Genomic DNA, 13,907 nt, shown 5'->3' on the forward strand with positions numbered 1-13,907 from the left:
AGTGCGCGCCGTTTACTGCATGAAACCTTCCATGAAGCCGGCAATACCCGTGGCCAGTTTGCGACGCCAGGGTGCGGTGGCCGGGTTAGCCAGGGTCTGGTCTTCGTGGGCGAAGCTGCGGATGATCGCGTTGTAACCAAGCCAGCGGCAGGGCTCCGGCTCCCAGGCCCGGAGCGCTTCGAGCCCTCCCTGGATGACCCACGGCTGGCGAACCAGCTCGGTGTCGCGCTGCAGAATCAGATCGGCCAGGGTCCGGCCGCCCAGGTTGCTGGCACCGACGCCCTCCCCGCCATAGCCGCCCGACAAGGCGATGCCGCTGGCCTGATCGCACAGCATGTGCGGCTTGAAACGCCGGGACATCCCCAGGTTGCCGCCCCAGGCATGGGTAATCCGCACGTTCTTGAGCTGCGGGAAGAGTTCGCCAAACAGATAACGCCGCAGTTCCACTTCGCTGTTGGTCAGGTCGAAGTCGTGGCGCAACTTGGCAGCGAACTGATAACCGCCCCGCGCGCCGAACACCAACCGGTTGTCAGCCGTGCGCTGACCGTAAGTGACCTGGCGGCTGCTTTCGCTGAAGGCCTGGCCGCGACTCAGGCCGATTTCATCCCACGTGGCAGCGGATAACGGCTCGGTGGCCACGATCAAGCTTTGCACCGGCAGCTGATAACGCCCCAACGGTGGCAAGGTGACTGAGTAACCTTCGACCGCCGGCACGATCCAACGGCTGCGAACCGAGGCTTTCGCCGTGCGCAGGCCACCCGATTGCCATTGGGTGACCGGGCTGTTCTCGTAGATCCTGACGCCCATTTTCTCCACCGTCCGAGCCAGGCCTCGTACCAACTTTGCCGGCTGAATGGTCGCGACGTGCGGTGCATAGATACCGCCATAAGGTTTGGCGACTCTGATCTGTTGCGCCAACTGCTCGGGGCTAAGCCAGCGGTAATCGCTTTCGGTCAATCCCTGGCTATAGAGCGTGTCGAGATAGTGCTGAAGGCTGGCTTCTTGTTCCGGATAGCGGGCAGCGCAATACAGCGCCCCGCCTTTGCGGTAATCGCAGTCGATGTCTTCACGCTCGAGGACCCTACCGACTTCATCCGGAATGCCGTGCAGCAAATCGAAAGAAGCCCGGCGCTGTTCGGGCGGCAAGTCGGCGAGCAAGCGGTCTTCGCCCAGCACATTGCCCATCAGCCAGCCGCCGTTACGCCCCGAGGCGCCAAAACCGGCGGTTTGCGCTTCAACAATGGCGACGCTGAGATCCGGCGCCAGGCGCTTGAGGTAGTACGCGGTCCAGAGCCCGGTGTACCCCGCGCCGATGATGGCGACGTCGACGTCCAGATCCTGCTCCAGCGTCGGACGTGCCAATAATGGCTCGTCGAGTTGATCCATCCACAAACTGATAGTGCGCCACGCCGGCATGCAAGTCTCCGCCACTCAATCTTCGATGGCGTCGATCCTAGTGCGTGGACTTAGAGGCTGTCTTGCGCGCGTGCACGCAAAGAAATTTGTTTTACGTAGGCCTTGGGCGACTGGCCGGTGTGCTGACGGAAGCAGCTATAAAACGCCGACAGCGAATTGAACCCGGCGGCAAACGCCAGTTCGTCGATACGCAGTGGCGGCGTGGCGTTATCCAGTGCCGCGAGCAAATGCTGCAGGCGCGCCTGGTTGACGTATCGATAGAAGCTTTGGCCAAGCACCTGATTCAGCAGGTAGGAAATCTGATTGCGGCTATACCCGCACTCCTTCGCTACCCGTTGCAGGTCGAGTTCGGGATCGAGATAAGGTTGTTGGCGCTGAAAATACTGTTGCAAGTCTTCAGCCATGAAGCTCAGTTGGCGTGCGGACAGCCCGAGTCGACTGACCGCCGGGCGTTGGCTGCTGGCGGCTTTGCTGACGGGCTGTTCATGCACCAGCGAGGCGTACTCATTGACCCGCCAGATCAGTCCGTCAAGGACGGTAATCGCCTCGCTGGCCCGGAAAGACACCAGGCCTTCACCGCCGCGAAGGGTTATACGGTACTGAATGAACGCCGTGTTGCCGTCCAGACGAATACGGTCCGAGTGTTCCAGGGCTTCATCGGGATCGCGGGGCATGCTGCTGCGCACGTATTCACGTAATTCGGACAGCCCCATCACACGGTTCTGGAAAAAATCGTTGTACTGAATCTCTGGGTGATAGAGCGCCATCACCCCGTCCAGGTCCCGGTGTTTCCAGCGCAAGTGATACCGCATCACCGTGTCGCCCGTGGCCTGGGTTTGCAGCGGACCATCATCATCGGCGTGCATAAAGGACTCGGCGAGAAAAAGCCGAGCTTGCCGAAATTCCGTCTCAGCTTCAATGACCAACCAGTAGTGACCAACTGCCGAACACCGACCGTTTCCGTGACCTGCATCAAAAAAACTGAACCAATCGCTAAACGGCCTGAAAAATCCACATTACTTTCACATCCGGATGCTACTTTTAAAGGCAGTCACCGGTTGAGCCATTGAGGGCTCATCCCTCCTAACATGAGCTAAAGGAAGCGCTCGATGAATAAGGCGGGCAACACATGAATAAAGGGTTCAGTAAAGTCACCTTTCCAAACGCCTGCCAGCTGATGCGCTGGCATTTTCATCCCATGGGTTTCGAGGCGAGCATGGATGCGCCGGGCAGCATGATTGCCCGTCTATTTGACCGTGCCAGTGGCGAGACCATGATCGCCATCGCCGGCATTCCTTGCGCGACGGTAATGAATGCTGCGGATGTAGAACGAATTATCGAAGCGGTGGAAGATGAGCTTGAGGCTTTCATTCCACCCGCCGCCTTCAGGAGCTATGCCTGAAGGCTGAACACTCAACAACAAGCCCACGTTAAGTGGGCTTTTTTGTGCGCGTTGATCTTTTACGGTTCACGCCGATGTTTTGCCCAGTCGGTGATCGGCAAAGAACACTTTGCCTTTGCCGATCCGATCGGAAGCTTTAGGCATGTTGGCTGCCTGGGTGTCTTGCCCGTCGACATACCAGTAGCAATGACTCACCGCCCGAGTAATGCCGACGTAAGCCAGTCGCAGGATCTCGTCTTTCTGCGCGCTGTCATACGCTTCGCTGTCGCCTGTCTTGCCAAGACCCGCCATGCGGTAGACCTGGTTCTTGTACGGAGAACTGGTCAGGTGCTGACAATCACCCAGCAGGAACACGGCGTCAGCCTGAAGTCCCTTGGCGCTGTGGTAAGTCAGCTGCTTCAGCCTTCGCGCTTCGTACGGCAAGCTAGAATCCACATTAACTACAGACTGAATATGCTCCTCTATCAATAACTTATCGCTGCTTTTTCGATAAAGCATCAAGATTGAATCGCCCTTTCTGTAATGCTCCATCAGGCGTTTGGCCATGCCTTGATCGTCGCGATCGAGAACGTTAACCGGCCGCAACGCCTTCGGTTCGCCACTGGCCTTGGCCTTCTTGCCAGCGATCGCCGGCGCCGCACGAACGATATGTTCGGCGGCATCGATGATGTGCTGATGGCTGCGGTAGTTGTCGCTCAGCATGACCTTGGTCGTGCTCGGTGACGGAAATTCCTTGTTGAATTCCATGAAGTACGTCGGCGAACTGCCCCGCCAGCCGTAGATGGACTGCCAGTCATCGCCGACACAGAGCAACGACGAACGTTGCGCGCCGCGCCCCACGTGCATGGCAGGGCCGCGACTGCGGATTTCCGTCAGGCTCGCGCGGATCCAGGAAACGATCTGCGGCGATACGTCCTGAAATTCGTCGATCATCAAGTGCGACATCGGCCTGAGCAGTTCATCGCTCAGCAGCTTCAGGTTTTCCGGCGAATGTTCGCTGAACAAGGCGAACATCCGGTTGTAGGTCATCACCGGGGGTTTCTGATCGAGCAGATGATCTTCCAGCGCTCGCCAGTACAGACTCAAGGCCTCGAAGAAAAACCGGTCGGGGTCGTCCTTGGCAAAACTCATCTGGCCCACGGCATTGGGTACGTCCAGGCCAAGATTCTCGATAAATCCGGCGGCAGCGACAAAACAGTCCAGTAACGGCGCAGAGCTGAGCTCGCCCTTGACCTTGTAATCGAAGCCCGGCCCGGCACTGGCATCGCCTCCAAGGGACGCCAATACACGCTTTGACGACTCGTAACTATCGAGCCATATCAATGGTTTACGACAGAAAGCTTGAAACAGGGTGCGCTTGACCGCCCATTCCGCGCGCACGCTCAATTTGGCATTGGGGCGGCTGACCTGCGGGTTTTCCCGGGGATCGAACCCCAGCACCACCCAAGCGTCCAGGCTCGGAATATAGCCATGGCAATGAAATGTTGAGCCGTTGATATCGAACGTCTGGCGTTTAGGCTCGATGCCTTTGATTGGCCAGACACCCGCGCGAAACCACAAGTCTTCGATAGCGTCGCAGAGCTCTTCATCACGCTTGGCGGCCAGTTCGGTCACGGCCATGCGTTTCTGCACGTCCGGGTGATCGCGCTCCAGCTCCTTGAGTTGCAGCGCGTGACGGGACAATGGCTTGATCAATTCGCGGAAGCGCTCATCACGGGTGTGCAGGCTGTGGTAGCAAGCATTGAGTTGCTGGCGCTGGGCGTCGTTGATGCGCAGGTCGAAAGGATTGCTGTCGGCCTCCTCATCGCCGCTTTGCGCACGGTGACTGAGGTTTTCGAAGGCTTGCAGCCGCTCGAAGCCCGGCAGACTGCGAACCATCGGCAGGATTAGCGAATGGAAGGTGCGCACCAGATCACGCGCCTCTTTGAAACTGAGCGAGCGGCCCCAGAGTGCAAACAGCTCGATCAGTTTGTTGATGAAGTCTTTGCGCGATTCACGGGTAAAGGTCACCACCGTCATCGAACTCAGCTCGAACCCCAGATAATGGGTCAGCAGCAAAATACGCAACACCAACGTGGTCGACTTGCCCGCACCCGCGCCGGCAATCACCGAGGTCGAGGGCGTGTCGCTGAAGATCATTTTCCACTGCGCGGCGCTGGGCTGGGCGTGCGGGGGCAGCAGTCGAGCGACATCCGTCTTCATGCGCTTCTTCAACTCAGCGCTCAACGGCAGACGCCAATCGTCGAACAGATTCTCGTCAACGTTGGGCGGCCGGTGTTCGGTCGAGCGCGAGTCGCGGATCAACAATACCTGCCGGCCTTCCTCCAACCCTTCAAGTTTGCCTTCCTTATAGCCGTAATCCACCCCGGCGCTGTGCCCACTGCGAAAGCCGTCGGCCTGGCCGTGCAGCCAGGATGCCCGGTGTTGTGCGCGCAGACGCGTCAGGCCGTGACCAAAGAACCGGGCGGCCAGTCGCTTGAGCAGCGGCATCTCGGCCAGGGGACGAAGTTCAGGAGGAAGATCGGGGGTGTGTTGCGGCACGCGGGCTGACTCCAGGGTGTGAGGCTGTTGAGGGCTATGGTGTCTGCATTTGCCGTTCAGTTCTAGTGAAATGCTTACAGGTCATTGGCTTATGCGATGAAGTGAAGGTTGGGTGAGAATCTTTCGAGGTGATTTGATATCAAATTATTCGATTGTATTGAGGCATTTTTTACGCTTTTTATCGATCAGTGCCTGATAGATGATGCTCGCCATCAACCACCGGTTCGCGTTTCGTGGCTCAGGCGCTCTGCCCCATGACGAACCTTTTCAGGAGACGATCATGCTTGAACTCAGACCCTTCAAATCCTTGGGCGGCGCCCACCATGGCTGGTTGGATGCTCATCACCACTTTTCGTTCGCCGAGTACCATGACCCAAAGCGCATGAACTGGGGCAACCTGCGGGTGTGGAACGACGACGTGATTGCTTCCGGCACCGGTTTCCCGAAACACCCGCACCGGGACATGGAAATCATCACTTATGTCCGTGAAGGCGCAATCACTCACGAAGACAACCTGGGCAACAAGGGTCGTACCGAAGCGGGCGACGTTCAGGTCATGAGCGCCGGCACCGGGATCGCCCACAGTGAATACAACCTGGAAGCGACCGAGACCAAGATCTTCCAGATCTGGATCATCCCGAACGAAACCGGTTTGGCACCGTCCTGGGGCGCCAAGCCCTTCCCCAAAGGCCAGCGCGAAGGTTTCGTGACACTGGCAAGCGGCAAGGCTGGCGACGATCAAAGTCTGCGGATTCGAGCCGATGCCCGATTGGTGGCAGCGAACCTGAAGGCCGGTGAATCCGCCGAGTATCGCCTGGACAATGGCCGCCGTGCTTATCTGGTTCCGGCTACCGGTGTCATTGAAGTCAATGGCTTGCGTGCACAAGCTCGAGACGGTATTGCGGTTGCCGATGAGCAAGTGTTGCGGGTGACCGCCATCGAAGACAGTGAAATCGTCCTGGTGGACTTGGCTTAATCGTCAAACGCAGGGCAAAAAAAGGGGCGACCATCATGGCCGCCCCTTTTCACATTCTGGATTACTTCGCAGAGATCGCGCCGTCCACCAGTGTTTGCGCTTCTGCCACCAATTGTTTGAGGTGTTCGTCACTGACGAAGCTTTCAGCGTAGATCTTGTAGATGTCTTCGGTGCCCGACGGGCGCGCCGCGAACCAGCCATTCTCGGTCATGACTTTCAGACCACCGATCGCCTGGTCGTTACCCGGTGCGTGACTGAGGATGCTCTGGATCGCTTCGCCCGCCAGTTGGGTCGAGGTGACCTGATCCGGGGACAATTTGCTCAGCAGTGCCTTCTGCTCAGGATTGGCCTTGGCATCGACGCGCACCGAGAACGGTTCGCCCAGTTCTTCGGTCAAGGCGCGATAGGCCTGACTTGGGTCGCGGCCAGTGCGGGCGGTCATTTCTGCGGCCAGCAGTGCCGGGATCAAGCCGTCCTTGTCGGTGCACCAGACGCTGCCATCCTTGCGCAGGAACGAAGCGCCGGCACTTTCTTCGCCACCAAAGCCCAGAGAGCCGTCGAACAAACCGTCAGCAAACCACTTGAAGCCGACCGGCACTTCGTACAGGCGACGACCCAGACGTTTTGCCACGCGATCGATCAAGCCGCTGCTGACCACGGTTTTACCCACGGCCGCATCGGCGCGCCATTGCGGGCGGTTCTGGAACAGGTAGTCGATCGTTACGGCGAGGTAGTTGTTCGGCGCGAGCAAACCACCGGACGGGGTCACGATGCCATGGCGATCGTGGTCCGGGTCGCACGCGAATGCTACGTCGAAACGCTCTTTCAGACCGATTAGGCCTTGCATGGCGTGAGTGGACGATGGGTCCATGCGGATCTGACCATCCCAGTCGACCGTCATGAAGCGGAAGGTCGGATCGACCTGTTTGTTGACCACTTCCAGGTCCAGACGGTAATGCTCGGCAATCGCCGGCCAGTAACGCACCCCGGCTCCACCCAGCGGATCGACACCCAGACGCAGCTTGGCATCACGGATGGCGTCGAAGTCGATCACGTTGATCAGGTCGGCGACGTAGGTATTGAGGTAATCGTGACGATGGGTCGTGCTGGCCTTCAGCGCCTGCTCGTAGCTGATGCGCTTGACGCCGGCGAGCTTGTTGCTCAGCAGTTCATTGGCCTTGGCTTCGATCCACTTGGTGATATGGGTATCGGCCGGGCCACCGTTGGTAGGGTTGTATTTGTAGCCCCCGCTTTGCGGCGGATTGTGGGACGGCGTGATGACGATGCCGTCCGCCAGGCCCGACGTACGCCCGCGGTTGTAGCAAAGAATGGCGTGGGAAATGGCCGGTGTCGGGGTGTATTCGTCACCTTCGGCGATCATTACCGTCACGCCGTTGGCGGCCAGCACTTCAAGGGCGCTGGCACCGGCCGGGGTGGACAGCGCGTGGGTGTCGATGCCGACGAACAGTGGGCCGTCAATGCCTTGGGCTTCGCGGTACAGGCAGATTGCCTGGCTGATCGCCAGAACGTGCCATTCGTTGAAACTCAAGTCGAACGAGCTGCCTCGGTGCCCGGACGTGCCAAAAGCGACGCGCTGGGTCGAAATGGCGGCATCGGGCTGGCCGGTGTAATAGGCCGTCACCAGTCGCGGGATGTCGACCAACAGTTCTACCGGTGCCGGTTTGCCCGCAAAAGGACTGAGTGTCATGCAAAACCTCTGAAGTCGAGTGGTTCAGGAATAGGAACGCAGTTTACTGGCAGTTTGACCGTAGCGCGATGGGATCGATCCATGAGTGTCACGCAGGGTGTGTGACCCCGTTCAATCGATCGACTCCAGACGCAAGGCGTCCCCTAACAAGCCCATTGCCGCGGCAAGGTCGTGATCACCGCCGAAGGTGTGACTCAGGCGCAAATGTTGCGCATGCAAGCCCTGGAGACTGAACAGCTCTCCCGGTGCGATCACCACCTGGTGCTTGAGCAGGCGCTGGAACACCCGACGTACATCGACCTGGCGCAGCGAACGAACCCAGATGGTTGCACCGCCCTGAGGTTCGACGAAGTGCAAGGCATCGCCCAAACGTTCCTGCAACAGCTGCGTCATCTGCACCATGCGGTCCTTGAGCATCCGCCGTAATACCTGAAGGTGCTGATCGACGCGTCCGTTGCCGTACAAGCGAGCGATGGCTTTCTGGCGAATCGGTGACAAGCGGAACGAACGCAGCAGAAAGTGCCGTTGCAGCTCGGCACTGAAATGCCGCGACAGCAGATAGCCGTATGGCGCCTCCGGCCCGATGATTTTCTCGAAGGTGGAAAACACGATCAGCCGATCGGGGTCCAGCAGGTCTCGAAACCGCTGGCCGTCCGATTCGAATCCGAGTTCGCCGTAGCAGTCGTTTTCCAACACCCAACTGCCATGTCGCTCCAGCAACTGCGCGACGGCTTGCCGGTTGTCGCCGGGTGCCAGGCTGCCTCGCGGCATGTTCAGCCCGGATGAAACCATCACCAGCCGCACCGGCTCGGTCTCCAGCAGCTCCTTAAGCCATTCGACGTCCAGGCCACCGCTGGATTGCACCACCAGCTCGATCACTCGCACCTGCGCAGCCTGGAGCAACCGCAGAATCGCCCAGTCGCACGGCGACTCGACCAACACCGTGGCGTCCTTGAGATTCAACACAGCGATCAGTATTTCCAGCACGCCACGCAGGTCGGCGCCAATATAGACATCGTCGGCATGCCAGCAACGTAGCGGCGAGGTGGTGTAGCGCGCTGCCAGGGCAATGCGCAGTTCCAGCTCACCGCAAGGTTGCGATGACGGTTGCGGCTGACGCGGATATTGGCGCAGCAGTTCTCGTTCCAGCAGTAACAACGGACTGTCGAGGGGTTGCAACAACGCCGGTTCATCGGCGCTCAAGACCAGCATTCCGGGACGTCTGGCGTTGACATAAACGGTTTCGAGCAGGTCGTTGCCACTGCTGAGCGTGCAGATGGCGGACACCGGTAACGCGTAATATCCGGACTTGGCCACCGAATAAACGCGCCCCTCCTTCTCCAGCAGCGAATAAGCGTACTGAATGGTCGAGATCGACACGCTCAGACGCTCCGCCAACTGTCGCAACGAAGGCAGGCGGACTCGCGTGTCATTGACCGGTTCGTTGATCAGGTTAGTCAGATATCGGTACACCGCCTGATACGCGAAGTCAGTTTCTCGTGGCCCTTTCATGGGCGAGGGCCGAATGCCGTGTGAACGTCATCATGCATCGTCAAGAAATCTGTCAAGCCACGCACTTTCAGCGCCCCGCTGACCATTCATCCGCCACCGCCGTGTCGTCGTCAAAGTCAGCTGCTGCTTGCACACCCGCGCCGTCGATTTCCAGCACGCCTGCCATACCCTCATCCGCAAACACCGGGCCCATGCGGTAAAGCTTGCCGATCAAGCTGACAGGTAACCCGCTGACGTCGGTCATCCATTGCAGAACCTGCTCCGGCACCGGATTGCCCTGCATTGCCCGGTGCAAATCAGGCATCGCCACGAGCATGCCGGGGTGGCACTGACGCAGAAAACGCTCAAGCGCCGCGCCATTCTCGACGAAAGGTGAAAAGAGCAGGCACACCAGTTGAGCCTCGCTCAGGCCAAGGTTTTTTTGAGCCTCGGCCCCTGCCAGCACACGCTGCTCGGCCAGCGTTGCCGGATTTCCTAACGCCTCTACCGCTTGCTCGCACAACCGTTCCGCCAGTTGTTTGCGCCGCATCATCACCAATGCCCGTTGCAGGTATTCGGCGATACCCGTCTCGTAGCCGCGGTCGTGCATGAAGCACGATTGCAAACCCCGCATGTGTGCAGAGATAGAAAGGCTGACGTACTCGTTGTCGCTGAGCTGAGCCGCCAGTTCGTCAGGTTGAAAACCGAGAAATTCTGTGAGCAGCGGCCAACGCTCTTCCAGGTTGCTGACCAGCATGTCGTGAATGTCGATGTACGTGGCGCGACGACAGGCCTCAAATCGTTCGGCCGGACGCCACGCAACCTGGCCATGCTCAGCATAAAAAGCGTGATAGCAGTCGCTGCCCAGTTCATCGAGCAACGCGAAAAGCTCCTCGTAGCCGGTTTCGTGGTGATTCGAGGTCTTGAGCCCGGCCTTGGCGGCAGCACGCTTCAACCCGTCGAGAAACTGCTTCTGCTGACGAGGTGAGTCGCTGCCGATCAATGCATCGACACCGCTGTCCCAACGAGCTATTTGCCCATAGAACTCGCCGGTGGCCAGATACCCGTCGTCCCACAGATCCAGCGGCCCGTTCCGGGCGCGACGATGGCCCACCATCAAAAGATTGAGCCGATTCGACTCACGACCGCCTTCGGAAATCGGCGTCAGATGGTTGAACGGCAGGACTTCCCGGTTATCAACCATCAACACTTCGACCCGAGGATCGTCGTAGAGGAACAAGGCGCTGTAGCTGCGATGGATGTTTTCCAGGGCCGCCGAGCTTGTGCCGTTCAAGCGCAAGGAAGCCACTCGCAACTGAAACGTCGCAGGCGCCCGGCCGGCGATACTCAGCTGTGCAGCGCGCAGCAGCGCCAGGGTGTAACAACTGTCGCGGGAGCCGGACTGAATCGCCAAGACCTTGTAATTGCCAATACGCTCCATGCCCCCGGCGGCCACCACCAGTCGCTGAATCATCAGCTGCAATGCCGTGCGTTCGGCGCGCGAGAAGAAACTCAGCAATCGCTGCAGCACTTGCTGATAGACATAGTTCATCGCTTGATCATGGGTATTGGTCATCTTTATTTACCTGATGCTTTTAAGTTCGATATCGCGCCAACAACGACACGCATTGCGCAATGGGCTGCTTGCCACGATTGAAGTACTGGACGTTATTACCAAATGCTAGCACTTAAGCTTTTGGTAATTATTTGAAATAACTGGAATCCCCCCCTGCTCCGGGCAGAGGAAGGTGGCCGCGAACCCCCGTAGAATCGACCTCTAATGGCTGTGAGCGACATCCTAGGAAATGTCCGACAGCGTCCCACAGACAATTAGCACAAGAAATAGAGAAAGAAGTCACCCATGTTTTTTTGGCAACTGCGCAACAACGAACTATTGGTCGGATATGTATTAACAGTGTGTATTGAAAAGTATCAAGCCAATACCCAGCCATGACTCATTCCTTGAGATGAAAGTAATCATTCAATTATCAAGGCTTATATGATGATTAGAAGATACAGATTGAGAGCAAAAACCAGTTCAGTTGCTGAACTGACCCATTGACGGGAAATGGGACGTCTCATTTTGGCAGGCGCTGAAAACAGAAGAGTCCGTGGGGGCACGGACTCTTGCAGAAGGGCTTATGCAGGTTCGACCTGGAGGGCGACCCGTTCACGGCATGGACATTCGTCCATGTAGCGGTGTGCTTCTACAAACTCGGCAAACGGGAAGACCCGAGTCTTGAGCGGCAGCAGTACGCGGTCGGCGGTCAGCTGGTTGATGTCGCGCAAGGCGCGCTGAAGGGCGACCTGGTCCTGGATGATGCCCAGTTCCGGCTTGCCAGTGAAGTTGCCGATGCAGTGCACAAAGAACTGAATGTTCTTCTGGAACGCTGCGCAGGCCGGGAATGGCGTCTGGTTGCCACCTTGCAGGCCATACAGCACCAGGCTGCCGCGAGGTGCAAGCACATCGCCAAGCAACGACATCTGTGGACCGCCGAGACCGTCGAACACAACGTCCACGCCACGGTTGTCGGTGATCTTGTTGATCTGCATCAGCAGATCCTGTTCCTCGGTAACGATGACTTTCTCGGCACCCAAGGACAACAGGTACTCACGCTCTTCCGCCGTCTTGGTCGCGGCAATGACCCGGATACCCAGAGCCTTGCCCAGTTGTACAAAGGACGGACCGGCGCAGTGACTGGCGTCGGTCACCAGGGCGAATTGCCCGGGTTTGACCCGTGCCAGATCGACATAAGCGAAGTAAGCGATCAGCAGCGGCGTGTAATGCACGCTGGCTTCGATCGGGCTGAGCACGTCCGGGTAACGGGTAAGTGCCGAGCGCGGCAGAACGATCTGTTCGCCGTAGACCGGATAGTCGTTCGGGCTTTCAGCCGGGAAGCTGGCGACCTTGTCGCCGACTGCCAGATCATCGACGCCCTCGCCGACCGCCGTCACGACGCCGGACATTTCATGGCCAAGGCCTGAAGGCAGACGAGCGTGGGACGAGGCCAGGTTCTGGCGCCAGAGAATGTCGTACCAGCTGATGCCAATCGCCTCGACGCGCACCTGCACTTCGCCCGGCGCAGGGAGAGCGGCCGCATGCTCTTCGCATTTGAGCACCTCGGCTGGACCAAACTTGTGAAAACGGATCGTGCGGGACATCGCAAACCTCGTCAAAGAAACCTCTAATGCCCTGAACTCTATCTGGGCTTTCTACCCAAGACTATCAGTGGCTATTAATAGTCGACATGCCTGTCATTGATTCCGCAGCGCCGGCGACATCGTCAAATGCCGTGAAAACCGAAGCAGCCTTTTCAGGAAAACTGAATTACTCGGTGCAGAGTAGCAGCCTTTCCCCTTAATATTCATGCCGGCCATTGTTCTCATATGGCCGCTCTCGTCAAGCTTGATGACTCTGCCAGGACTCCAGATGAATCGTAATGACCTGCGTCGTGTCGACCTGAACCTGTTGATCGTTTTTGAAACATTGATGCACGAACGCAGTGTGACCCGCGCTGCGGAGAAATTGTTCCTCGGCCAGCCAGCCATCAGTGCGGCGCTCTCGCGCCTGCGCGGGCTGTTCGATGATCCGTTGTTCGTGCGTACCGGCCGCAGCATGGAACCGTCCGCCCGGGCGGTGGAAATCTTCGCCCTGCTCTCGCCTGCACTGGATTCGATTTCCACCGCGGTCAGCCGTGCGGCGGAATTCGACCCGGCGACCAGCACCGCGGTGTTTCGCATCGGTCTGTCGGACGATGTCGAATTCGCCCTGCTGCCGATGCTGCTCAAGCGCCTGCGCGCCGAATCACCGGGGATCGTGCTGGTGGTGCGTCGGGCCAACTACATCCTGATGCCGAGCCTGCTGGCCTCGGGCGAAATTTCCATCGGCGTCAGCTACACCGCCGACCTGCCGGCCAACGCCAAGCGCAAAGTACTGCGTCGCAGCATGCCGAAGCTGTTGCGGGCCGACACGGTGCCGGGGCCGTTGAGCCTGGATGATTTCTGCGCACGGCCTCATGCGCTGGTGTCGTTCGCCGGTGACCTGAGCGGCTTTATAGATGAAGAGCTGGAAAAGCTCGGACGCAAACGACATGTGGTGCTCGCCGTGCCGCAGTTCAACGGACTCAGCACCCTCATCAGCGGGACCGATATTGTCGCGACCGTGCCGGATTACACGGCTGAAGCGTTGACGGCGGCCGGTGGTGTGCGGGCTGAAGACCCTCCGTTGCCGGTGCGCAGTTTTGAATTGCACATGGCCTGGCGTGGGTCGCAGGATAATGATCCGGGCGAGCGTTGGCTGCGGTCGAGGATTCAGATGTTCTTCGGTGATCCGGATAGCCTTGCTTGATCCTGATTTTGCATGAGGGCTTCTG

General features: G+C 58.6%; 10 protein-coding genes. 3 read left to right on the forward strand and 7 right to left on the reverse strand.

Going from position 1 to position 13,907, the window contains the following annotated elements:
• Positions 1–12: 12 nt before the first annotated feature.
• Positions 13–1,416: an NAD(P)/FAD-dependent oxidoreductase gene (locus tag ACA056_RS14475; protein ID WP_497265516.1), complete on the reverse strand. Its 1,404-nt coding sequence runs from the start codon at positions 1,414–1,416 to the stop codon at positions 13–15.
• A gap of 50 nt (positions 1,417–1,466) precedes the next feature.
• Positions 1,467–2,282: a helix-turn-helix domain-containing protein gene (locus tag ACA056_RS14480; protein ID WP_497265518.1), complete on the reverse strand. Its 816-nt coding sequence runs from the start codon at positions 2,280–2,282 to the stop codon at positions 1,467–1,469.
• A 263-nt stretch (positions 2,283–2,545) separates the two neighbouring features.
• Between ACA056_RS14480 and ACA056_RS14485 the strand changes: the two genes are divergently transcribed.
• Positions 2,546–2,818 carry a DUF1652 domain-containing protein gene (locus ACA056_RS14485; RefSeq protein WP_415769132.1) on the forward strand — a complete coding sequence of 91 codons (273 nt, stop codon included), beginning with the start codon at positions 2,546–2,548 and terminating at the stop codon, positions 2,816–2,818.
• 66 nt (positions 2,819–2,884) lie between these two features.
• On the opposite strand, the gene ACA056_RS14490 is transcribed toward ACA056_RS14485, so the two are convergent.
• Positions 2,885–5,359 (reverse strand): UvrD-helicase domain-containing protein, encoded by a 2,475-nt coding sequence (locus ACA056_RS14490; protein WP_497265520.1) that lies wholly within the window; start codon positions 5,357–5,359, stop codon positions 2,885–2,887.
• Between the two features lie 280 nt (positions 5,360–5,639).
• Between ACA056_RS14490 and ACA056_RS14495 the strand changes: the two genes are divergently transcribed.
• A complete protein-coding gene (locus ACA056_RS14495; RefSeq protein ID WP_497265522.1) occupies positions 5,640–6,335 on the forward strand; it encodes a pirin family protein in 696 nt (231 codons plus the stop codon).
• Positions 6,336–6,396: 61 nt separating this feature from the next.
• Here the strand turns inward: ACA056_RS14495 and pgm are convergent, their stop codons facing one another.
• The 4 genes from pgm to ACA056_RS14515 form a co-directional block, all read right to left on the reverse strand.
• Positions 6,397–8,043: a phosphoglucomutase (alpha-D-glucose-1,6-bisphosphate-dependent) gene (pgm, locus tag ACA056_RS14500; protein ID WP_497265524.1), complete on the reverse strand. Its 1,647-nt coding sequence runs from the start codon at positions 8,041–8,043 to the stop codon at positions 6,397–6,399.
• Between the two features lie 111 nt (positions 8,044–8,154).
• A complete protein-coding gene (locus tag ACA056_RS14505) occupies positions 8,155–9,555 on the reverse strand; it encodes an aminotransferase-like domain-containing protein (RefSeq protein ID WP_497265526.1) in 1,401 nt (466 codons plus the stop codon).
• Between the two features lie 67 nt (positions 9,556–9,622).
• Positions 9,623–11,110, reverse strand: a complete 1,488-nt coding sequence (locus ACA056_RS14510; protein WP_497265528.1) for a hypothetical protein — start codon at positions 11,108–11,110, stop codon at positions 9,623–9,625.
• A gap of 563 nt (positions 11,111–11,673) precedes the next feature.
• On the reverse strand, positions 11,674–12,696 hold the full coding sequence (locus ACA056_RS14515; RefSeq protein ID WP_497265530.1) for a zinc-dependent alcohol dehydrogenase family protein: 1,023 nt from the start codon (positions 12,694–12,696) through the stop codon (positions 11,674–11,676).
• Positions 12,697–12,964: 268 nt separating this feature from the next.
• On the opposite strand from ACA056_RS14515, the gene ACA056_RS14520 reads away from it, so the two are divergent.
• Positions 12,965–13,882 (forward strand): LysR family transcriptional regulator, encoded by a 918-nt coding sequence (locus ACA056_RS14520; RefSeq protein WP_008156370.1) that lies wholly within the window; start codon positions 12,965–12,967, stop codon positions 13,880–13,882.
• The last annotated feature ends 25 nt before the right edge of the window (positions 13,883–13,907 follow it).

The sequence above is a fragment of the Pseudomonas sp. LBUM1666 genome, assembly GCF_059695775.1.